Annotated in this window: 18 protein-coding genes; 8 read left to right on the top strand and 10 right to left on the bottom strand. The window is 60.5% G+C overall.

The annotated features are described in order from the left end of the window. Positions 1–29 precede the first annotated feature (29 nt). Positions 30–1,955, top strand: a complete 1,926-nt coding sequence (gene asnB, locus NKJ12_RS20965; RefSeq protein WP_352704781.1) for an asparagine synthase (glutamine-hydrolyzing) — start codon at positions 30–32, stop codon at positions 1,953–1,955. Here asnB and NKJ12_RS20960 read toward each other — a convergent pair. Beyond that, the gene (locus NKJ12_RS20960; RefSeq protein ID WP_254819504.1) at positions 1,929–3,047 is read right to left on the bottom strand and encodes a glycosyltransferase family 4 protein; all 1,119 of its coding nucleotides are present in this window, start codon (positions 3,045–3,047) and stop codon (positions 1,929–1,931) included. The two genes, asnB and NKJ12_RS20960, sit on opposite strands and share 27 nt — an antisense overlap. Before the next feature lie 169 nt (positions 3,048–3,216). Here NKJ12_RS20960 and NKJ12_RS20955 point away from each other — a divergent pair, with 169 nt between their 5' ends. Next, the gene (locus NKJ12_RS20955) at positions 3,217–4,656 is read left to right on the top strand and encodes a lipopolysaccharide biosynthesis protein (protein ID WP_352704779.1); all 1,440 of its coding nucleotides are present in this window, start codon (positions 3,217–3,219) and stop codon (positions 4,654–4,656) included. A 44-nt stretch (positions 4,657–4,700) separates the two neighbouring features. Here NKJ12_RS20955 and NKJ12_RS20950 read toward each other — a convergent pair whose 3' ends face one another. The 3 genes from NKJ12_RS20950 to wecB are packed head-to-tail and all read right to left on the bottom strand — an operon-like array spanning position 4,701 to position 7,979. Continuing rightward, a complete protein-coding gene (locus NKJ12_RS20950; RefSeq protein WP_352704777.1) occupies positions 4,701–5,504 on the bottom strand; it encodes a WecB/TagA/CpsF family glycosyltransferase in 804 nt (267 codons plus the stop codon). Further along, complete coding sequence (wecC, locus tag NKJ12_RS20945; protein WP_352704775.1) at positions 5,501–6,832, bottom strand: UDP-N-acetyl-D-mannosamine dehydrogenase; 1,332 nt, start codon at positions 6,830–6,832, stop codon at positions 5,501–5,503. The genes NKJ12_RS20950 and wecC overlap by 4 nt, the downstream gene beginning before the upstream one ends. After that, on the bottom strand, positions 6,825–7,979 hold the full coding sequence (wecB, locus tag NKJ12_RS20940) for a non-hydrolyzing UDP-N-acetylglucosamine 2-epimerase (RefSeq protein WP_352507206.1): 1,155 nt from the start codon (positions 7,977–7,979) through the stop codon (positions 6,825–6,827). The genes wecC and wecB overlap by 8 nt, the downstream gene beginning before the upstream one ends. A gap of 345 nt (positions 7,980–8,324) precedes the next feature. Here wecB and NKJ12_RS20935 point away from each other — a divergent pair, with 345 nt between their 5' ends. Then, positions 8,325–9,623, top strand: a complete 1,299-nt coding sequence (locus NKJ12_RS20935) for a glucosamine inositolphosphorylceramide transferase family protein (RefSeq protein ID WP_502905722.1) — start codon at positions 8,325–8,327, stop codon at positions 9,621–9,623. 19 nt (positions 9,624–9,642) lie between these two features. Here the strand turns inward: NKJ12_RS20935 and NKJ12_RS20930 are convergent, their stop codons facing one another. Next, positions 9,643–10,953 carry a VpsF family polysaccharide biosynthesis protein gene (locus NKJ12_RS20930; protein WP_352704771.1) on the bottom strand — a complete coding sequence of 437 codons (1,311 nt, stop codon included), beginning with the start codon at positions 10,951–10,953 and terminating at the stop codon, positions 9,643–9,645. 161 nt (positions 10,954–11,114) lie between these two features. Further along, positions 11,115–12,182: an acyltransferase family protein gene (locus NKJ12_RS20925; protein ID WP_352704769.1), complete on the bottom strand. Its 1,068-nt coding sequence runs from the start codon at positions 12,180–12,182 to the stop codon at positions 11,115–11,117. Positions 12,183–12,504: 322 nt separating this feature from the next. Here NKJ12_RS20925 and NKJ12_RS20920 point away from each other — a divergent pair, with 322 nt between their 5' ends. Continuing rightward, on the top strand, positions 12,505–14,055 hold the full coding sequence (locus NKJ12_RS20920; RefSeq protein WP_352704767.1) for a GumC family protein: 1,551 nt from the start codon (positions 12,505–12,507) through the stop codon (positions 14,053–14,055). Positions 14,056–14,063: 8 nt separating this feature from the next. Then, a complete protein-coding gene (locus tag NKJ12_RS20915; protein WP_352704765.1) occupies positions 14,064–15,170 on the top strand; it encodes a glycosyltransferase in 1,107 nt (368 codons plus the stop codon). 93 nt (positions 15,171–15,263) lie between these two features. Here NKJ12_RS20915 and NKJ12_RS20910 read toward each other — a convergent pair whose 3' ends face one another. Continuing rightward, entirely contained in the window at positions 15,264–16,124 is an 861-nt protein-coding gene (locus NKJ12_RS20910; RefSeq protein WP_352704763.1) for an alpha/beta hydrolase, read from the bottom strand. 239 nt (positions 16,125–16,363) lie between these two features. Between NKJ12_RS20910 and minC the strand changes: the two genes are divergently transcribed. Genes minC through minE form a run of 3 tightly spaced genes read left to right on the top strand, consistent with a single transcriptional unit; the run spans position 16,364 to position 18,187 of the window. Further along, positions 16,364–17,083, top strand: a complete 720-nt coding sequence (gene minC, locus NKJ12_RS20905; RefSeq protein ID WP_352704761.1) for a septum site-determining protein MinC — start codon at positions 16,364–16,366, stop codon at positions 17,081–17,083. 19 nt (positions 17,084–17,102) lie between these two features. Next, on the top strand, positions 17,103–17,918 hold the full coding sequence (gene minD / locus NKJ12_RS20900) for a septum site-determining protein MinD (RefSeq protein WP_254819515.1): 816 nt from the start codon (positions 17,103–17,105) through the stop codon (positions 17,916–17,918). Then, positions 17,915–18,187, top strand: a complete 273-nt coding sequence (gene minE / locus NKJ12_RS20895; protein ID WP_023677151.1) for a cell division topological specificity factor MinE — start codon at positions 17,915–17,917, stop codon at positions 18,185–18,187. The genes minD and minE overlap by 4 nt, the downstream gene beginning before the upstream one ends. A gap of 182 nt (positions 18,188–18,369) precedes the next feature. Here minE and NKJ12_RS20890 read toward each other — a convergent pair whose 3' ends face one another. From NKJ12_RS20890 to NKJ12_RS20880, 3 genes are all read right to left on the bottom strand, one after another. Then, complete coding sequence (locus tag NKJ12_RS20890; protein ID WP_352704759.1) at positions 18,370–19,689, bottom strand: ABC transporter substrate-binding protein; 1,320 nt, start codon at positions 19,687–19,689, stop codon at positions 18,370–18,372. Between the two features lie 94 nt (positions 19,690–19,783). Next, on the bottom strand, positions 19,784–20,629 hold the full coding sequence (locus NKJ12_RS20885; protein WP_352475707.1) for a carbohydrate ABC transporter permease: 846 nt from the start codon (positions 20,627–20,629) through the stop codon (positions 19,784–19,786). Beyond that, positions 20,626–21,543, bottom strand: coding sequence for a carbohydrate ABC transporter permease (locus NKJ12_RS20880; RefSeq protein ID WP_352704851.1), 918 nt, complete (start codon positions 21,541–21,543; stop codon positions 20,626–20,628). Before NKJ12_RS20880 ends, NKJ12_RS20885 begins: the two co-directional genes overlap by 4 nt. Between the last annotated feature and the right edge of the window lie 7 nt (positions 21,544–21,550).

Raw genomic sequence — 21,550 nt, 5'->3', positions numbered from 1 at the left:
GTGAGGAATGCGCGCGCCTAGGGGGAACAATGTGTGGAATTGCCGGATGGATCGGTCGAAGGGCTAAAAATCCACAAGAGCGGGCCGCCAGAATGTCAAACGCATTGCGGCATCGCGGTCCCGATGCCGAAGGCACCGAGATATTGGACCTGAATACCGGCGAGCAACAATTGGCATTGGTCCATCGCCGCCTGGCGATCATTGACTTGGCGCCTGAGTCAAATCAGCCGATGCAGATTGAGGACGGCCGTCTCAAAATAATTTTCAACGGAGAGATATATAACTACATCGAGTTGCGCCAGGAACTGATCGGCCTTGGCCATCAATTTCGAACGCGCTCCGATACCGAGGTGCTGCTCCGAGCCTACGATCAGTGGCGCTTGTCAATGTTCGACCGGCTGAGCGGCATGTTCGCCTTTGCACTCTGGGATGCTCAGAGGCAGGAATTGATCCTCGCCCGGGATCCCTTCGGGGAAAAGCCGCTTTACCTCATGCAAAGCGAAAAATTGCTGCTGTTTGCCTCGGAGATCAACGCATTGCTGTCATCGCAGCAAGATGCTCAGGAACTCGATCTGGATGCCGTGCACGAGTATCTGAACTGGCGTTATGTGCCCGGACCGCGCACGCTTTTCAAACAGATCCGCAAGCTCAATCCCGGAAGCTATGCTGTCTGGTCGCAAGGGGTAGTCAAGGAAACGCGCTACTATACGCCTCCGGACCAGGCGGCCCTGACCGAGCGGATCGACGGAAAAACCGCCAAGCGGCGATTTCTGGAACTGCTCGACCATTCCGTCGAGATCAGGATGCGCAGCGATGCACCTTTTGGGGCCTTTCTCTCCGGAGGGCTCGACTCCTCGGCTATCGTCGCGCTGATGGCCAGGCACAGCGCCACGCCCATTCGCACATTTTCTGTCGGGTTCGACGACGCAGCCTATAGCGAATTTGCATTCGCCCGGCGCGTTGCCGATCATTTCAAGACCGATCATTGCGAACTTGTAATCCAGCCAGGCGATCTGATGGATCACCTGCCGGCGATGGTTCGCCAACGCGGGGCACCTGTTTCGCAAAGCAGCGATATTCCAATTTACCTGATGTCGGAGCGAGCCTCGCAAGACGTCAAGATGGTGCTCACCGGCGAAGGAGCCGACGAGATTCTCGGCGGCTATCCCAAGCATCGCGCGGAATCACTGGCCGGGATCTACCAGTCGCTTGTCCCAGCCTCGCTGCACGATAACGTCCTTTCCCCTGTGGTACGCGCGATGCCGGGCGCGTCGGCCAAGGTCGATACGTTTGCCCGCACCGCGGGCGAAAGGGACTTTGCCGCCCGGATGGTCTCCTGGTTTGGAGCCGTTTCCGCGCAGCAGCGCGCTTGCCTGATCGGTGCGTCCGCAAGTCGCCGTCATGAGCACAACGACTTTCCGTTCTCGTCAAGCGCTGCGGCCTCCCATCTTCGCCGCGTGCTGTTTTTCGATCAGACGTCATGGCTGCCTGACAATCTCCTGGAACGAGGCGACCACATGATGATGGCCGGTTCAATCGAAGGAAGAATGCCGTTCCTCGATCGCGACCTGGTTTCGTTCGTCAGCAAGTTGCCCGATCGCTACAGGCTGGGTTGGTTGCACAGCAAGCAGATCCTGCGCGACAGCATGGCTAACATCCTTCCGGAGGAAATTCTCAGCCGCCGCAAGGTCGGGTTCAAGGTACCGGTCGCCGAATGGTTTCGCGGATCGATGAGGAACTACGTGCATGACCATCTTTGCTCGCCTCACTCCGTCATTCGCAGCTATCTGAGTCCGAAACAGCTTGATCAAATCGTCTCGGAACACACCACGCGTGCCGCCGACCACGAAAAGCTGATATGGGCGCTGTTGAATTTGGAGATATTCCACCGCGAATTCAGGCTCGAAGGGCCGCCGCGATCGTCGGCCTCAGCGCTTGACCGGTTGACGGCTTGACGCGGCCGACCGCCAGACATCGCAGATTGCGCCGACAAACGGGGCGAGCTCAAGCCGTTCCCGATGCACGGCCATGGCACCGGCACCAAGCCTTGCCCTCAGTGCCGGGTCCTCCACGAGGCAGCTCAACGCGTCGGTCAACGCTGTAACATCGCCTGGCGGCACCAGCAGCCCGGATTGCCCGTCGGTGATTATGTCTTCGACCGCGCCAACCGGGGTCGCCACCACCGCCAAACCGGCTGCCATGCCTTCAATCACCGACATCGGCAGATTTTCGGCGAAGGAGGGAAGAACCAGAATATCGGCCGAAGAAATCAGCGATGCGACATCGTCCGGTCCCACCCAACCCGGAAAGGCGATCCGGTCTGCAATCCCCAGCGCGGCTGACTTTGTCCGTGCCGCCTCGACTTCGCCATCGCCGGCAATCGTGGCGCGCCAATTCTTGACAGGGCTCATGCGGTGCAGTGCCTCCAGCAATTGCGGTACGCCCTTGCGGTCGCCGATGCGGCCCAGGAACAGGATATGCACATGGTCGCCGCCGCCGACATGCGCCAGCGAGGGGACTTCGGTCGCATTGGGCACGATCACGATATTGCCGGCTGCGCCCGGCGCCCGGCTGGCGACGAAATCGCGCCAAAGCCTGCCCAAAACGATCACCCGATCGGCGTGCTCGAACAGAGCTTTGATACGGCGGCTTATGACACCGCGGTCGGCTTTCCAGAATGTCTGATACTGCGCCCCGTGCAAATGCAGGACATAGGGTATCGACAGCAGCCGTGCGCAGGCGGCGATCACCATCTTGCGGTAGGTGCTGCCGGAAACTGAGATGTTGATGTGAATGACATCGGCACGTCCAGCCACACGCGCTTTAAGCATCCGTAGGCAAAAGCCGAGCATATAGAAGATCGAAAGTCCGACATGCCCCGGGCCACGGCTGGCAAGGAAGCACACATCGATGTCGGCGATTTCTTGCCGTTCGAACTCCTGCTTCAGCGCCCCCATGATGCGGTCGATGCCGCCCTGCCCCGAAACGCCCGACGGCGTCGCGACCAGGACATGTATTTTTCGATCGGATATGAGGCGCTGCAACATGATGGTACCCTAAATAACACAGACCGGGTAACTGCAAAGCAAACGTTCCCAATAAGGTTTACGGCAAATCTTTTAGTTCAAACTGAATCTGTTCACCCTTCGCCGTCATCGCGCTGGATTTTCCGCCAGTCGGCGGCTAGTCGAAGGTGAGTTTTCCAGGGACACGCCCTTGCTGCTCCGTTCCACGCTCATTTATGCTCCGGCGATCCTGCTGACGCGAATTTCGGCGCTGCTCCTGCTGGTCGTCGTGACGCGTTTGATCGACCAGACCGAGTATGGCCTGCTCACCCTGGTGGTGACCGTCGGTGAAATGACCGACATTGCCGTCACCAACTGGCTGCGCATCGCCTTGCTCAGGCTTGGCGGCAAGGGCGAGGTCAGCGGCGGCAGCCTGATGCTGGCGGGGCAGGTGTTGCTTGCGACCACGGCCCTGGCGCTGGTCATATCGATAGGCGCGTCGGCGGTGATCGTGCCTGAACGCTGGGTCGAGTTCGCGATCGCGGTCTGCGGCTATCTGGTCGCCGGATCCATCAGCCGCTTCGCCTTGACGGTGCTGCAGATGCAGCAGCGCCATTCGGTCTATTCAATGCTAGAAGCCCTGCGTGCGTTGCTGCAACTCGCGTTACCGATCGGCGCTATCCTTGTCTTTCAGGACAGCTTTCTGACGGTGTCGCTCGGTTCGAGCCTCGGCGCCTTGATTGCCGGCATCGTGGCGGGGATCATGGCATCCCGACGCGTTGTTACCGGTCCGCCGCGTTTCACCCACAGAGACTTCTTTGCGCTCGGTGTGCCGCTGATCATCATGGCGCTGGTTGGGTTTGGGCTCAACAGCGCGGAGCGTCTGTTCCTCAAGTTCTATTACGATGCCAGCGCCGTGGCGATCTTCGCCGCAGCCTATGCGTTAGCCCGCCAACCGATCGATATGGTCGCCAACGCCATCAACATGGGCGCCTTTCCCGAGGTGGTCAGCCGCTTCGACGAGGACGGGCCCGCGGCATCGGGTCGGTTGCTGTCGCAGTTGATGGCCTTGATGATGCGGCTTTGCCTGCCTATTGCAGCGATGCTGGTCGCGCTCAGCGGCGATATCACTGAGCTCATGCTGCCCTCGCAATATCACGGCCGCTTCGGCCTGCTGTTTCCAATCATTGCCTTCAGCGTGCTGTGCGCCAACCTCACCAGCTTCGTCTATGGCGTGGTGGTGCACGCGCACAAGCGGCCGTGGCTGCTGATCATCGCCAACCTCTTCGGCTCGGTGGCAACAATCGCATTGTCCCTGCTGTTGATCCCCCCGATGGCCGAGATCGGTGCGGCTTTGGCGCTTGCGGGCGGCTCGGTAGTGGGCTCCATAACCTGCATTGTCATCAGCGAGCGGCTCACGCCGGTGCCGGTGCCGTGGCGCGACATCGGTGTTTCGGTAATCATCTCGCTCAGCACGGGGGTGGCCGCCAAGCTTGCCAGCATGGTGGCCGGCGACGTGCCGGCGATCTTCTCGCTTGTCGCCGGCGGCACCGCCGGCGCTGCGGTCTTCTTCGGGCTGACCTCGTTGTTCCATCCTGTAGCAGCGACGCAATTCGTCGCCCAGCTGCGGGCGCGGCTGCGGATCGCGTAAGGGGAAGTCCAGGGCCGACGCCTGTTTTGTGAGGGAACGCGAATCTATAAACCGGCGTTTCGGCGCCAGCGACGCTCCCAGAACTCCCGGCAGAGCAGCCCGGCATAGGCAGTGTTGGTATCGTAGTAGCGGCGCCACAAGCGTCGCGGCTCCTGGACGACGCGGAACAGCCACTCCAGGCCGGCCGCTTGTATCAGCCTCGGCGCACGGGCAACCTTGCCGCCATAGACGTCGAAACTGCCGCCCACGCCCATCACGAAGCTTGGGGCGAGTTCATCGCGGTAGCGTTTGAGAAAACGTTCCTTGCGCGGTGTCGGCATGGCCACCAACAGGCAGTCGGCATCCGAGGCGTTGATCGCCGCGACGATCCCAGCCTCGTCCTCCGGCTTGAAATAGCCGTTGCGCGTTCCCGCTATGCTGAGGCTCGGATGGTCATTGGCAAGTCTCGCTACGACCGCATCGAGAACGTGCTGTTCGGCCCCCACCAGATACGGCCTGAATCCACGCATCGCGCAGAGGCTCAGCAGATTGATCATGATGTCGACGCCCGCCACCCGCTCGGGCAACGCGACGCCGCACAAACGGGCGCCCCAAAGCACGCCGATGCCATCGACATTGACGACGTCCGCCCCGGCCACGTCGTCGCGCAGTTCGGCATTCTGGCGCATGGTCACCAGCTTGGCGACGTTCACCACCACATGATGCAGCGGCCGCCGCAGGGTCATCGCCTCTTCGGCGATGGCCAGCGTCTCTGCCATGGTCAGCGCATGGATAGGTGCACCAAGGAACTCCCGGCGCCGTGATGCCAACAGGGAATGCTGCGCCCAAGCCGGGGCGTGCGCGTTCATGCGGCCTGCTCCCTTGCAAGCGGCACTTGTGCGATCTCTGGTTTCTTGCCTTCGATGCGGGCGTCCGGCTTGCGCGCCTTGCGCCACGTCCACAGGCCCCTCGTATCGACGAGCTTCTTGTCCTTGAGCGCTTCGGGGTCGACCAGATTGAATTGCCGATGGTCGACCAGGAGGACGACGATATCGGATTTGTCGATGGCCGATAGAGCATCGGTGAACACGATGCCCCTGCCCTCCAGCTCGTGCGGCAGCGCATTTGTGTTGGGTTCAGCCGCAATGATCTTCACATTGGGGATATCGGACAGAAGCTTCACCACTTCGACGGCCGGGCTCTCGCGCAAATCGTCGATGTTGGCTTTGAAGCTGAGGCCAAGACAGGCGATCGTCTGCTTGCGGGAGGGATCGAGCAAGGCCTCGATATCCCTGACCACCGACATGGGCCGCTCGGAATTGATCCGGCGTGCCGAAGCCATCAGCCGCGTGCTGTTGGGTGCGGCATCGATGATAAAATATGGATCGACCGCAATGCAGTGACCGCCAACGCCCGGGCTCGGCTGGAGGATGTTCACGCGAGGGTGCCGATTGGCGAGATCGATCACTTCCCATACATTGAGAGACAGATCCTGACACACTGCTGCAAGCTCGTTGGCAAAGGCGATGTTGACGTCGCGGAACGCGTTCTCCGTCAGTTTCACCAGCTCAGCACTTTCGGCCGTTGTCATGAACAGGTCGCCAGTGACGAAGGTCGCATAGAGTGCCGCGGTCCGTTCCGACGATTTGCGTGACAATCCACCGATCGAGCGATCATTGTTGATCAGCTCGGTCAGCACCTTTCCCGGCAGCACGCGCTCGGGCGAATAGGCGACCAGCACATCGGCATCTTCGCCATGCTGGACAGGAAATTTGAGATCGGGCCGCGATTCGGCAAGCAGCCCGGTCATGATCCGCGTGGTTCCGACCGGCGATGTCGACTCCAATACCACAAGGTCTCCCCGCTTCAGCACTGGGGCGATGCTTCGTGCCGCCGCGAGCACGTAGGTCACGTCCGGCTTATGGTCGTGGGTCATCGGGGTCGGCACGGCGATGATATAGGCGTCCGCCGGCTGCGGCGTGCTGTAGGCCATGAGCTTGCCGTTCGCCACGACCTTCTGGATCAGACCGTCAAGGTCCGGCTCGACGATGTGGATTTCGCCGCGGTTGACCTTCTCGACCACCGCTCCGTTGACATCGACGCCAATGACGTTGAGCCCGCGGCTGGCGAAAATGGCGCAGGTCGGCAGGCCGATATAGCCCATGCCGATTACGGAAACGGTTTTGATTTCAGCCATGATGCAGCAGTTCCTCAACAATCCGGTTACTGGCCCGGCCATCGCCATATGGGTTGTGTCGTTCCGCCATGCCGCGATAGGCAGCCTGATCGTCGAGCAGGCGATTGGCGTTGAACAGGATTTTCTCGACATCGGTGCCGACAAGACGGGCGGTGCCGGCCACGATCCCCTCGGGTCGCTCGGTATTTTCGCGCATTACCAGCACCGGCTTGCCGAGTGAAGGCGCTTCTTCCTGCACGCCACCGCTATCGGTAAGCACCAGATAGCTCTGCTTCTGCAGGTACAGGAACGGCAGATAGTCCTGCGGCTCGACCAGGTGGATGTTCGGCACGCCTTCCAGCTCTGCGTTGACCACTGAGCGCACATTGGGGTTTGGATGGACAGGGTAGACGATCTGCACGTCTCCGCGCGCCGCCAATCCCTTCAACGCCGTACAGATGCGCTGGATGCCGCCGTCGAAATTCTCGCGGCGATGGCCGGTGACGAGGATCATCTTCTTGGAAGGGTCGAGGAAAGGGAAGCGGGCAGCGAGCTTCGCGTTCATCAGCCTGTCGGCATCGATCGCGCTTGAAAAATGCAACAGTGTATCGATCACCGTGTTACCGGTCACAAAGATGGTGCTTTCGGCTTTTCCTTCGGCGATGAGGTTGTCGCGCGCCTGAACGGTCGGCGCAAAATGCCAGGTGGCGATGTCGCCGGCAATCTTGCGGTTCAGTTCTTCAGGAAACGGCGAGTTGACGTTGTGGCTGCGCAATCCTGCTTCGACATGAGCGACCGGGATACGCTTGTAGAAGGCAGCCAGAGCCGCGGCCATCGCCGTGGTGGTGTCGCCCTGCACCATGACGATATCGGGCTTGGCCTTGTCCAGCACCTCGGCCATGCCAAGGAGCACGCGCGAGGTCACGTCGAACAGCGACTGGCCGGGTTGCATGATGTTGAGATCGTGATGCACAGGCAGGCCGGTCAGCTCGACAACCTGGTCGACCATTTCGCGATGCTGGGCGGTTATGCATATTTCGGTGATGAAGCCTGGATGAGCAAGGGCGGCGCGCGCCACTGGAAAGCATTTGAGTGCCTCCGGCCTCGTGCCGAACACGATCAGCAGTTTCTGCCTCGATGGCAGTTTTGGACGTGAAAGGACGTTCATCGCTGATCCTGGTCGCCTGCAGCCTTCGGGACATGCCGACTATTGCCCGCACGAGCTATAATAGCGTCGAGAAGCGCCTTCGTGATCTCAATTCTTAATATATGATTAACAACCAAGGCCGCGTTCTCCCGGCTTAACTCTTGTGAAAGGTTGGGCTGACAAGTAGTCTACGGTAGTAGTCTTGAAAAAGAATATATTGGATTGACTAATATTTTAATCATCGGCCACGCCGACGCATCCCGGCGCTGGGAAAATGAGCTTCTGGCGCGGTTGAGTGCGGCTGGACATGCGGTTTCGAGTAGCCGCGCGCCGACGCCTGAACCCAATGCGCGCGGAATGGATGATGTGCTGGCGCTCGAGGGCCGGCGCTTCGGCCCCTCATTGGCAAGCCGTTCCGAGCCGTTGCGATCCGGCGATACCGGCCCAGTCGATCTTGTAGTCGATCTTACCGCTATCGCCGCCCGACGGGGCACGCCTGTCCTGACGCTCGAATTTTGCGGCCACAGCAGCTTTGCCGCGGGCATGACCGAGATGCTGGCGAGCGGGCGGTTGCCCGAACTCACCGCGCGCCTCGACGGCGTTGCCGTCGCCAGGGCGCGGCCGATGATCAGCGATCGGCTATGGCTCTCCCGGACCAGCAACGACCTGCTCGCCGGCGCCATCTCCCTGATCGCCCAATGTGTCGCCCGCTTTTCCGCGGGCAAACTTGCGCCGATTATTGAGAGCCCGGCGCCGCCCCTGCAGAAAGGCGGATTTATCAGGCACTATCTGCCCTTTTTCGGCAGGGGAATGGTCGACCGCGCGGTGCAAAAACTGCGACGTGGTCGGCGCCCCTTCTATTGGCAGGTTGCTTACCGGCTGATCGACGGTCCAGGCGTCGCCGAGACCGGACGACTCGACGGTAAGCCGTTCACCGTGCTTGCCGATGACGGGCAGCGCTTCTACGCCGATCCGTTCGTTCTCGAGCGCGACGGCCGCCATTTTCTGTTTGTCGAGGAATTTCCCTATGCCACGGGCCGCGGCGTGATTTCGGTAGCCGAACTCGGCACCGACGGCACTTTCGGCGTGCCGAAGGTGGTGCTGGAGGAAGCACACCACCTGTCATATCCGCAGGTGTTCGCTCGCTCCGGCGAGATTTTCATGATCCCGGAAAGCGCTACGGCGCGCGAACTGGTGCTCTACCGTGCCGTGCAGTTTCCGGATCGCTGGGTACGCGATACGGTGCTGATGACGAACAGGGATTTCAACGACGCCACGCTGCTCGAATCCGACGGCCGCTTCTGGCTGTTGGGGACTGAGCGGTTCGGTCACGGTAGCGCGTCTGACACGATGGCGGTCTATTCCGCCCCGGCGCTGCGTGGGCCGTGGGCTGCGCACGCGCTCAATCCCGTCGCGGTCGACCACTCCGCCACTCGGCCGGGCGGCGCCTTTATCCGCCAGGAGGGCTCGCTGCTGCTGCCGGTGCAAAACGGCTCAAGAGCCTATGGTGGCGGCCTGGGGTTAATGCGACTGGATCGGCTTGATGATTTCGATATCCGTTTCGAACTGCCCCGCCCAATCGATCCGGGGCCGGCATGGGCCCGCGCGGGCATTCACACGCTCAACCGCGCGGGACGTGTCGAGGTCGTGGACAGCGCTGGCTGACCGGATCTGAGGTCGGGGCTTAACGAGATCCAGCCGGGTTTGGGTGGGACGCAGCGGCCGAAGGAATGCTTTCGAACTGGCCCCGATAGGGCTGCTTTCTGAAGGCAAGCAGCAACACCACCATAATCGCAATCTCCGGCGACTTTGAAGAGAGTGCGTTGTTCGACAGCGCGGCAAGCAAGAAGGTCATGGTGCCTATCCAGGCAGGCAGCGGCGCCCCGCGCAGCAGCCGAAAAATGAACCAGAATATCAACACTGTAAAGAGCACGGCTATGGGCAGACCGAAGAGCATGACGATGACCACCGGCGCGCTCTCGATGAACGGGAGATGCAGCTTCTCGTTGACGATCTTCAGGAGTTCGTCGCCGTTCATGCCGAACAGGATGTCTTTCCAGCTGACAAGTCCGAACACCTGGTAGATCGTCACCCGGGCCATAAAGTTTTGGTCGAAGATGGTGTTGCTGAACCGGTTCAGCAGACCGCCCGCAAACAGCATCGCTACGAGCATCGCGCCACCCGTCACGGTGAACATCAGCACGACAAATTTGGCCTGCCGCTCATACTTGAGCGACAGGCCCGGCCAAGGCACGAACAGCAGTAGAATGAGGATTTCTCCGGCAGCGAGCAGCAGTGCGGCGCGAGCGCCCGATGCAGCACAACCGACGACCAATACGAAGATCGCCACCACCCGCACCCATATGCGCCAGCGCGTCAGCGGTACGAATCCGATGACCGTGGCGCAGAGCGCACCCAGTGACAGCGGGTGGGCTGCCAGGCCGATCGGCCTGAACTGCAGTTCGTTGATACCGTACGGCAGAAATCGATGTTGAGTCACGGCCTCGATCGTGCCGATCACGGCGCTGAGGATGGCCATTCCAAGCACGACGTCGCCCAGCGCCCGCCGCGACTCCGCGTTTAATGCCAGCATCAACAGGCCTGCGGCGCCGGCCACCAGATAGGTATCGATGATGAACCCGGAGGAGCCCGCGCGGCCGGTAGCGAACAGATAAGGCACCAGCGCGAACATCAGCACCGAATAGCGGACCAACGCTTTGAATATTCCAATTTCGTCGCCCTGCAGCAGAAACGGTCGGCTGAAAAGAACGACAGCAAGCAGCAGGAAGATCGCATAGGTGCCGAAATGCAGCTTCTCGTAGAACGAGCCTCCCTGGGCCGTATAGTCGACGACCATGTTCATCACCTGCGGTGATACCGTAAAGCGAAGCAGGAACGCGAACGCCGCGCACAGGAAAAACAGCAGCGACAGCGCATTTTGACGGCGCGCCTGGGTGGACAACAATCGTTCCGATGCGGCAGCGGGATAGCTCATGGTCCCATCCAGATGAAGATGTTCAAACGGCATGCCGGCCAACGAGATCCATTCAAGGGGCCGCCGAAGGGAGGCGGCATGTGTGTGCCGGCGAAATATGCGCCGGGCCATGCGTTTGCCACAACCGTTAAATTCGATGCCCGTACGTTTGCACGGTCTCCCTATTTGTTCCCCGTGACAGCGTAAGGAAGCGATGTGTTTCTGATCGTTCTTCTGCCGTTCAGAGCGAGAAGAATCGGCTTCTCGATCATCTGGTGGATCGCCAGACTGGCTATGCAGGCCGTCACGATGCTGACCACGGAGACCAGCAACACCGTCGCCGGATGTTCGTAGCCGATGGTGCGCCTGGCCAAATAGGCCACGGCGCCGATCACGAAGATATGCGACAGGTAAAGCGCGTAGGAGGCGTCGCCGAGCTCTTCGAGCAGGCTCCAGTGCTTCAGTTTCGGTTCCAGTATGAGGCCAAGATGAAGCAGGCTGGCTGCCCACATTACCTGCCCTACGAAGCTGATCTGGCTCATCAGCGGCGTGCCGTCATCGACGAATGCAAGCACCACACCTGCAGCGGCCATGAGGCCGAGTAGCCAGGCATGGCGTGTGCCGGAAACAAGGCCGCCATCCAGATAGCGCCGGCCTATCCACATGCCGATGACGAACGCCACCGGAGAAGCGTTCAGATAGAACTGGATAACAGGGTTGGTGGGAGCCATCACCAGCCCGGCCAGCCACATCGCAATGAAAAAGACCGTCAGCACAATTACGCGCGCGGTCACTGACAGGAACGCGAGCGCCGCAAATGCGATATAGAAATAGACCTCATAATTGAGCGTCCAGCCGAGTGCCAGAATTGGGCTGACGCCATCTCGTTCGGGCGCTTCGTGGACAACGAAGAAGAGCGACTGGAGATAGTGGGGCCACGTAAACACAGTCGTCTGGAAGAGACTTGGTGCAAGAGCGGCCAGAAGTGCGGCGACGCTTGTGAAAAGCCAGTAGAGGGGGACAATCCGGATCGCCCGGCGTTTCAGGAAGGTTGGAGCAGAGAAAACACCATTTCCTGTAATATAGACCATTATGAACCCGCTAACGACGAAAAACAGAACAACGCCAAGGCGCCCCGCGGTCACGATAATCGGATTGTCGATGCCGATCTGGTAAGAAAAAGCGTGCGCGAACAGAACCAGCAAGGCCGCGCAGGCGCGAAGATACTGGATCGAATGGAATTTGTTCACGTTCCCCTCCTGCAATTGCAGGCGACTGATGCCATCCTGCAGGTCGCGGTCAGTGCTTCAGTTGTCATCCAAAAGGCGTTGCGATGCTTTCAATACAAGCGCGCCGTTAAGTGCGCGTTACCGATTTCATGAAAATCACGCACCCGGTTCGGGCGCCAGTCCGGCGATGGCAAGGATTCGCACCAGATTCTGGGCAACGGATCCCTTCAACGTCCACCGGACGAATGGGTATGAACGGCAAATGGGCCAACTTGGAAAATAAGATGTTAACGATGTTTCTGTAGAGCAGGCCAAGCGTAATGATTTAACAAGGGTTGTCACCATGCCTGCCGGTTCCGGCACCCCCCCTATCTCCGCGACGGCTTCCAACAACAGTGCATTCGAGCGTATTGCCAATGCACGGCGCAGGGCATTGCTGCAACAGCATGGCCCAGTCGCGGCGCTAAGCTCCGCACCGGTGACGCCGCAACCTCCGGAGCCTGTCGCCACGGTGACCCTGGACAAGATCGGCGATTTCCTCGAGCTCGATTTTCGACGCCTGTTCGTCTGGCTGCGGGCCGGCCTCGCCCTGGCGTTCATGCTGGCGGTAATCGGCGGCATTGTCGGCGGCGCCTATGCATTGCTGAGCAAGCAGCGTTACACCGTCACGACGGAGGTCCTCATCAACCCTTCCAATTTGCAGGTTGTGGAAAACGACCTCTACTCGCAACCGGGCCAGGTCGATAGCCAGTTGCTCAGCACGCGCAGCAAGCAGCGCATCCTGACCTCGGGCAACGTGCTATCCCGTGTGGTGGACGAACTGAATCTGACTCACGATCCCGAGTTTTTCGATCCGGACCGGAGCATATCCTCGTCTGGCGCTGTGGCGAAGCCCGACCCGAGGCTCATCGCCTTGAAGAATCTGGCGGACCGGGTAGACGCCATCGCGGACCCGACATCGTTCGTCACAACCCTCTCTGTATCTGCGGAAACCACCGCCAAGGCGATCCTGATCTCGCAGGCCATAGTCAAAAACTTCCAGGAAGAACTGGCCAAGGCCGAAGCTGCCGGCGCCAGCCGTGCCGCGGCAGCCCTTGACAGCCGGCTTGGCCAACTCAAGAGCGACGTGCAGGCTGCCGAAGAGAAGGTCGAGAGCTATAGGCGCAGCCACAATCTGTCCTCCAGCAATGGCCAGCTTGTCAGTTCGCAGACGCTGACGCAACTCAATGGCGAAATCGTCGATGCGCAATCGCGCGTCATCGCCGCGCAGGCAAGCTACGACGCCCTGGTTGCCTCCGGCATCAATGGGGCCAATCCCGACCCCACGGTTTCGGAAGCGCTCGCAGCGCTGCGCGACAGGTCAAACAGCCTGCGGCAGCAGATCGATTCACAGTCGATGACCTTCGGTCCTCGCCACCCGACGATTGTCAGGCTCAGGACGGAACTCGAGACCGTCAACTCGCAACTCCGGGCCGAGTTCACCCGCACCGTCGGCACGGCAAAGGCCAGCCTGGACAAGGCCAGGGCCTCGTTGGCTTCTCTCAACGCCAGGATGAACGATCTGAAGAGCAATGTTTTCACCGACAGCGAGTCCGAAGTCGCCCTGCGTGAACTTGAACGCGATGCCGCCTCGAAGAGAGCCGTCTATGAGAGCTTCCTGTCGCGTGCACGCCAAATCAGCGAGCGCGAGCAGATCGACACGACAAACGTACAGGTGATTTCGACCGCGGTGCCCCCGCCCGCGCGCTCATGGCCCCCGCGCACTGCCCTGGTAGCAGGCGCAGGAGCGTTCGCAGGCTTTGCCCTGGGCATGCTGCTGGCCATCGGCATGGGCATCATCCGCGACATGCGTCGGCCGCCGAACCGATCAGGCCTTGCCGCCAGCCGAGCCTGAAGCAAGGCATGGTGAAGCGCATCGTTTTCCACATCGCCAGCCTGAGGGGCGGCGGCGCCGAACGTGTCTTCGTCCTGATGGCAAATGAACTGGCGTCGCGTGGCCACGAGGTCACGCTTTTTACCTGGAACGCGGAAGGCCCTAACGCCGCGCTGCGTTCCGCTGCCGTGCATCTGGTCGACTTCGGCCTTCTCTTGCGCGGCGAGGGTTACGCCAAGTCGGCGACGCTGAAAGGCATCGTGCGAAGCGCAAATTTGTTCCGCCGCCTTGATCCTGATGCGGTCTATAGTGCCCCGGAATTCGCCAATCTGGTGATGGCGCTGTCACTCATGTTGGCCAGAAGCCGGGCAAAATTCTTTCCAAGTTTCCACGCCGCCGCCTCGCTGCCTGCCAGCGGCCTCGGCGCGAGACTGGCGATCGGGCTTTCCGCGCTGGTTGGCGCGCGTGCAACCAAAGCCATCGCCGTTTCGGCGGGTGTCGGCCGTGACATCATCGCCCGCGGCTTCCCCAAATCCAAGGTCGTCGTCATCAACAACCCGCTGCCGCCGGCTGAAGCACCGCAGGGGACTTCCTATGCCTGGCAGGCAGCGTTGGCGGCGATGGGCGATGGCTCGGTCATCGCCACCGCCGGACGCCTGGTGCCGGTCAAGGACCACCGGACTTTGCTGCGGGCCTTCGCTGCCCTGCGCGCCGGCCGCCCTGCCCGGCTTGTCATCTTCGGCGAAGGTCCGCTGGCTGCCGAATTGCACGCCTATGCCGAAGAGACCGGCATCGGCGCGCACGTGCTCTTTGCCGGCTACGTCAACGACCCCGCAGCTTGCTATGGCGCAGCCGATCTGTTCGTCCTTACATCCACGAGCGAAGGCTTTGGCAACGTGTTGGTCGAGGCCATGGCTGCAGGTGTCCCCGTAATTTCTACCGATGCTCCGCATGGCCCGCGCGAAATACTCGGTGACGGCCGCTTCGGCACCTTGGTACCGGTCGGTGATGCCGCAGCCCTGGCAAAGGCGATGGCCGAAATGCTGGATCACCCCATCCCTGCTGCCGTGCTGAGAAACAGGGCGCTGGATTTCACAGTCGACAAGATCGGCGATCGCTACGAAGCGTTGCTCTAGTTGTCGCGCACGGCCAGCAGATCGCTGTTGGATGCGATCGACGCGGTCGGGTTTTGATTGCCGTAATCTCTTCACAAGCTGAAGCGCAACGATTCATGGTGAGGCGTCCCGTCGTTCCTTGAGTTGCTGGGCGAGGAAGTCCTTGACGGAATCGAGAACCGCGTCCCGTTCATGAGATACGCCTGGCAGCAAATCGAAACGCACGCGCGCACCCGCCTCCTCGAACGATCGACACAATGCCCTGAGGCGTTCCGGCCGTGTTCGCCCGGCATCGTTGGCGCCTGGCATCCAATGGGTGCTGCCTTGGACATGAGTGATTTCCCAAGTCTCCAGGTCAGCGTCGCCGATGATCATCTGGAAAGGCACTTTTGCCAGCGCTGCGGCATCGAAGGTGATGCCGAACTTCTCCGGCAGATCGCGAATGCCCACCCACCAGTCATGCGTCGGATCGAGTAAGGTCACCGAGCCTGGCGCGCCGATTGAGGCCGCCCAGAGCCTGTCGGGATGCAGGATAGCAAAACGATGCGTGAAATGCCCGCCGCCGGAAAATCCGAACATGGCAAAGCGGCTCCAATCCTGACTGTATTTGGCGCTGACCTCCTCAATCATGGCGAGCAGCACCTGATCGTAGCGTATGTTGCCCTCGAGCATATATTTGTACCCACTGCGGGCATCGTCCCCGAGAACGCCGATCGGAAACAGCGGACACAACACGGCGCAGCCGTTCCAGCGTCCGAACTCGGAAAACGCGTCGCGGAATCCAAGAAAAGAGGTGCGGCCGGTGCCATGGACAGCAACCATCAGGTCGACTTTGGCCCCTTCTCCAACCGCGGGAGGCACATACAGGCAATAGTGAAAGCGCGGGTCTGATTTGGAAGCAAAGATGGCGGTCGCGCCAAGGTCATAGGTAACGCGACCGCGATCTGCGACAGACCCCCTGGCAACGCTTGTCAAACCGATAACTCCTTAATAAGCCCGGCGTTCACGGCAATCTTATACCGGTCGGCCGACCTCGTGAACTGGATGCGCCTCCAGGCAGCCGCGAGGAGGACCTCGTCGTGCACCGGAAGCAGGGCGCCGGCGGGACGATCGGAGGCAAAAAGAATGCCTCCGCCAAGGCCTCGAGAAGCCGCCATTAACTTTTCGTTAACCATGCCGGGCTAGCCTTAACCAATCAGTAAGGACTCGCCTCTGTGACCTGCGTCGCTCCCATCCAAAACAAGTCCATACGCTTTCGAGCGCGCTCGTTTGTAGCCTTCACCCTCACCCCTGAGGCCCCGCTACGGGAATGGCTGCAAAGCCTCGATCACTGGACCGAAAACTCTCCCGGCTTCTTTGCCGGCCGTCCGGTCGTGCTCGATCTGAATATGCTCAAGCCCGAGGTGGGCGAGATGCGGGATCTGGTCTCACAGCTCGCGGAGCGCGGGATTCGCATCTACGCGATCGAGGCCGATGGCAATGTTGCTCTTGATGCCGATCTGCCGCCGCTCCTCGTTGGCACCAAGGAGGCCACCCCTGACACGCTTTACGCGCAGCCGAACCCGAAGGCAGCCGCTGAGGCCAAGACGGAAGAGCCGCAGGCGCCGAACTCATTGATGATCAAGGCACCGATCCGCTCCGGCCAGTCGATCTTTCACCCCGATGGCGATGTGGTCATTGTCGGATCCGTCAGTTCCGGATCCGAGATCATCGCCGGAGGATCGATCCACGTCTACGGCACGTTGCGTGGACGTGCGTTCGCCGGCGCCACGGGAAATCCCGCAGCTCGCATCTTTTGCCGGAAAAATGAAGCCGAACTGCTGGCGGTAGACGGCTGGTACCGCACCGCCGAGGAGATGGACGCCTCCTCGCGAGGAAGGCCGGTACAGGCCTTTCTCGAGGACGGCGCACTTTGCGTCGCACCGCTCAACTAACAACATTGGAGGCACAAATATGGGCAAGGTAGTGGTTGTCACATCCGGCAAAGGGGGTGTCGGCAAGACGACCTCGACGGCCGCTCTCGGCGCCGCGGTCGCCAAAACCGGCAAGCGGGTGGCCCTCGTCGACTTCGATGTCGGCCTGCGCAACCTCGATCTGATCATGGGCGCCGAGCGGCGCGTTGTTTTCGATATCGTCAACGTCATTCAGGGAACCGCCAAGCTCTCGCAGGCGCTGATCCGTGACAAGCGGCTCGAAACGCTGTTCCTGCTGCCGGCCTCGCAAACGCGCGACAAGGATGCTCTCACCGAGGAAGGCGTCGCCGATGTCATCGACAAGCTGCGATCGGTTTTCGACTACGTCTTCTGCGACAGCCCGGCCGGCATAGAGCGGGGCGCGCAACTTGCCATGCGCTTTGCCGACGAGGCGGTAATCGTTACCAACCCGGAAGTGAGTTCGGTCCGCGATTCCGATCGCATCATCGGCCTGCTCGACTCCAGGACGATGAAAGCCGAGCAAGGTGAATCGATTGCCAAACACGTCCTCGTCACGCGCTACGACGCTGCCCGCGCTGCCCGCGGCGAGATGCTCAGCATTGATGACGTTCTCGAGATCCTGTCCACGCCTCTGCTGGGAATAATTCCCGAGAGCCAGGACGTGCTGCGCGCATCCAATGTGGGCGCGCCGGTTACGCTCAGCGAAAACACCAACCCCGCCGCACGCGCCTATATCGACGCGGCAAGAAGACTCGAGGGCGAGGACCTGCCGGTCATTCTGCCTTTCGAACGGAGGGGCCTCCTCGACCGGCTGTTGGGAAGGAGGGCAGCATGAACCTGCTCGATATCTTCAAGCGCCGCGGCAGCGCGCCCGTGGCGCGCGAGCGCTTGCAACTGCTGTTGGCCTACGAGCGTCGAAGCCGCAACCAGCCCGATCTCGTCTCCGTGTTGCGGGAGGAGATCATGGCGGTGATCGCCCGGCATGTTCAGGTCGACCAGGATTTCCTGCAGGTAAGCATGGATCACGGCGAAACGACGTCGAGATTGGAGATCGACATCCAGATCCCCAACAAAGTCGCAATGCCCATGGCCGCGGCGTTCTAACGAAACTCTCCGGTCAGGGCTTGCGTCGGCTGCTGCCGAAATTGCGGCGCCGTGGTTGGTGTGCTTGAGCCGGTCGCCACCGGCAAGTTCTCGCAATTCGAGGACAATAACCACTCCTCACCAAAACCCCGCGGCCGTTTCCAGCCGCGGGGTGCCTTGGGAGGGCCTTTCGAAACCCGTGGTCAAATGTTGGCGAGCAATTCGTTGACGCGGCTTTCCATGTCGGCAAGGGCGGTGTCGACGTCCTTCTGGCCACTGATTGCTGCACTCATCTCTTCGCCGATAATGTCCTGGATCGCAAACTGACGCTGTACGGCGGACGGCAGCGGCTTGCCGAGATCAGCGACCGCAGAGATCGCGTTGCGATGCGGCAGTGCCTTGAAGGCGTCCGAGGTGATGACGGCCTTGTAGGCCGGCAAGTGGCCGGTGCGCGACCATTCGAAGTCGTTGTCGGCGAAGAATTTCAGGAATTTACCGATAGCCGCGATCTGTTCAGGCGTGCGGTCTTTCTGCGAAACGGCCCAGGTATGGCCGTCGGCATATTGCGCATGGGCGCCGCCAAACAGCTGCGGATACGGATAGACCGCATATCCGCCCTTGTTGAGCGCCGTCCCCTTGGTCTCGGACTGGGCGTTGTAATCGCCGACCACCCACGTACCGTTGAGATGGACACCACCCTCGCCGGCAAGGAAGGCGTTGATCGAGCCGCCATAGTCGAGATCCTTGGTGGTGTAGCCCTTCTCGAAGATCGCCTTGTACATCTCGACGACCTTCTTGGCTTCCGGCGTATTCAATTTCACATGCTTCGGATCGGCAAAGAAATCGGAATCCTGCTGGAAAAGATAGGTGTAGAGGTTGCGTGTGTAGAGTGCAGTCTCATTGGCCAGGTTCTGGACGAAATAAGGCTTGCCCGTCTTCTGCTTGAACTGTTCGGCCTGGGCGAGCAGTTCCTCGGGCGACTTTGGAAAAATCGGCGTGCCGTCTGCATTGACGAGGCCGGCTTGTTTGAAAAGATCCATGTTGACGTGATAGAGCATCGTCCAGCTGTCGATCGGCAGACCATAGATCTTGCCGTCTTTGGTGGCGCCATTGCGTGCCGCGTCGGTGAAGGCGTCGGGTGTCACGCCGACCGACTTCAAGAGATCGTCGAGCGGCATCAACAGCCCCTTCGACTGATAATCCGACAGTACGGATTCATGGATCGTGACGATGTCCGGAGCGTCGCCTGAAGCGAACTGGGCGGTCAGCTGATCATAGCCGGGCCATTCCACGGTGGTGACGTTGACGTGGACATCGGGATTGTCGGCGTTGAACTTGTTGATCAGCGAGGTGATGATGCCGCATTCGCCAACGGCCTTGGTGGCATCGGTGTTGGTGCCGAAATCAGCATCGCAGGCGCCGAAAAAGCGCTGCACGCTCAGTTCCGTGGCCGCGAAGCTTGGAGCTGCGAGCAGCATTGCGCCCGCAGAGACTGCGGCAAACAGTATTTTCTTCAGTTTCATATCAGTTCCTCCTACTGAGTTTCCGCCGCTCCACCCTGGATTGGCTTTCGTGCTTCAATCGCTGCGCATTCCCCCGGCCGTCAGGCTATCTTCGTTATCTCACCGCAGCGCCGGAGACCGCCGTGACGATGTATTTCTGGAAGAACAGGTAGACGATCAGGATCGGGGCACCGGCGAACACCGCCTGCGCCATCAGGAAGCCGATGCCTTCGGACTGGGCGAAATTGGTCTGGGTCGAGGCCATGCCGACCGTCAGCGTGAACATGTCCTTCCTCGTCGCCGAAATCAGCGGCCAGAAGTAGTCGTTCCACGCGCCGAGAAAGGTGAAGATGCCGAGCGTCGCCTGCGCAGGCAGCGTGAGCGGCAGAAGCACCTTCCAGAAAATCCTGAGCCGGCTGGCGTTATCGAGCATGGCGGCTTCGTCCAGCTCCTTCGGGATGGCCTTGAAATACTGGGTCATCAGGAAGACGCCGAACGGAGCCGAAAGGCCCGGCAGAATGAGCCCTTGATAGGTGTTGTGGAACTTCAGCATGCTGAAGATCTGGTGGCGGGCGACAAGCACCGCCTGTTCCGGAACCGCCAGGCCGAACAGCACGATCACGAACAGCACATCTCGGCCGGGGAAATTCAGCCGCGCAAAGCCGTAGCCGGCGAGCGACGACAGGATCAACGTGCCGAGCGTCAACCCGCCCGAGACGATGATGCTGTTGCGCACCCAGATGAACACCGACGAGGTGCCGACGGTGTTGATGTAGTTCTTCAGCGTATAGGGCGCGTGAAACACCGAGTTCGGATCGGCCATCAGCTCCGTATTGTCCTTGAGCGACAGGCCGATGACCCACAGAACCGGCGCGATCATGACGATCGAAAGCAGGATGACCAGGGCCAATAACAAATGGTCGCCAAATGCCCGGCCTTTGATGGAAGCTGTGGCGCTCATGCCTGGTCTCCCCTGCTGCGTGTCACCAGGTACTGGGCCATGGCCGCGACCAGGATGAGGATGAACAGGATTTCCGATGCCGCGGCACCCAGGCCGAGATCCCAGCGACGGAATGCGGTATCGTAGATGTAGAGCACGATCGGCTTGGTCAGGTTGTTCGGACCGCCGCGCGTCATCAGCCAGGCCTGACCGAACAGCTGGAATTGCAGCACGATCTGGATGATGATCACCAGGATGAAGGTCCGCTTGATCGACGGCAGCGTGATCGAGCGTAGCGTCTGCCAGCGATTGGCATTGTCCAGCGCTGCCGCCTCGTAAATATCCTGTGGAATCTGCTGGAGCGCCGAGAGAAAGAGCATCATCGGCAGGCCGATGCACCACCAGATGGTGGCAATGGCGATGCCGATCATCGCAAGGCTGGGATCGGAAATGAAGGCCGGTGCGGTTGCGCCGAACCATCCGTAGATCGTCGACAACAGGCCGACATTCGGAATGAAGACGATGCGCCAGATCAGCGTGACGATGGTGACCGACAGCACCGACGAGGAAAAGAACAGCGTCCGCAAAACCGCGGCAGTGCGCGTGCGGCGGTTGAGGCAAAGCGCCAGGAAAAGGCCGATCAGCGCCAGCGTCGGCACGGTCAGAAGCACGAAGTAGAAGGTGTTCCAGATCGATTGCAAGAAGACCTTGTCGTGATACAGCCTGGCGTAATTGCCGAGACCGACAAAATTTCCGGACGAAAACGTGTCGGCCTTGTGGAAACTCAGCCACATCCCCCAGAGCAGCGGGAAGAGCAGCAGCGTGGTGAAGAAGAACAAGAATGGCGCAACGAAAATGAAGTTTCGCCATTGCGGCGCATAGATGTCGGCGGTAGCGGCTCTGACGCCGACAGCAAGCGTCGCGGTCGGGGACATCGCCAGC

This window comes from Mesorhizobium sp. M0195 (assembly GCF_040322115.1).
Lineage (GTDB): Bacteria > Pseudomonadota > Alphaproteobacteria > Rhizobiales > Rhizobiaceae > Mesorhizobium.
This window is presented reverse-complemented; position numbering and strand designations above follow the sequence as displayed.

What these genes read in the sequence shown, in the direction of transcription:
- NKJ12_RS20960 (WP_254819504.1), bottom strand. Translation starts at nt 3,047, where the DNA reads ATGTTGCAGCGCCTCATATCCGATCGAAAAATACATGTCCTGGTCGCG.
- minE (WP_023677151.1), top strand. Translation starts at nt 17,915, where the DNA reads ATGAACCTGCTCGATATCTTCAAGCGCCGCGGCAGCGCGCCCGTGGCG.
- NKJ12_RS20880 (WP_352704851.1), bottom strand. Translation starts at nt 21,543, where the DNA reads ATGTCCCCGACCGCGACGCTTGCTGTCGGCGTCAGAGCCGCTACCGCC.
- wecC (WP_352704775.1), bottom strand. Translation starts at nt 6,832, where the DNA reads ATGGCTGAAATCAAAACCGTTTCCGTAATCGGCATGGGCTATATCGGC.
- NKJ12_RS20930 (WP_352704771.1), bottom strand. Translation starts at nt 10,953, where the DNA reads ATGAGCTATCCCGCTGCCGCATCGGAACGATTGTTGTCCACCCAGGCG.
- asnB (WP_352704781.1), top strand. Translation starts at nt 30, where the DNA reads ATGTGTGGAATTGCCGGATGGATCGGTCGAAGGGCTAAAAATCCACAA.
- NKJ12_RS20950 (WP_352704777.1), bottom strand. Translation starts at nt 5,504, where the DNA reads ATGAACGCGCACGCCCCGGCTTGGGCGCAGCATTCCCTGTTGGCATCA.
- NKJ12_RS20890 (WP_352704759.1), bottom strand. Translation starts at nt 19,689, where the DNA reads ATGAAACTGAAGAAAATACTGTTTGCCGCAGTCTCTGCGGGCGCAATG.
- NKJ12_RS20915 (WP_352704765.1), top strand. Translation starts at nt 14,064, where the DNA reads ATGGTGAAGCGCATCGTTTTCCACATCGCCAGCCTGAGGGGCGGCGGC.
- wecB (WP_352507206.1), bottom strand. Translation starts at nt 7,979, where the DNA reads ATGAACGTCCTTTCACGTCCAAAACTGCCATCGAGGCAGAAACTGCTG.
- NKJ12_RS20920 (WP_352704767.1), top strand. Translation starts at nt 12,505, where the DNA reads ATGCCTGCCGGTTCCGGCACCCCCCCTATCTCCGCGACGGCTTCCAAC.
- minD (WP_254819515.1), top strand. Translation starts at nt 17,103, where the DNA reads ATGGGCAAGGTAGTGGTTGTCACATCCGGCAAAGGGGGTGTCGGCAAG.
- NKJ12_RS20885 (WP_352475707.1), bottom strand. Translation starts at nt 20,629, where the DNA reads ATGAGCGCCACAGCTTCCATCAAAGGCCGGGCATTTGGCGACCATTTG.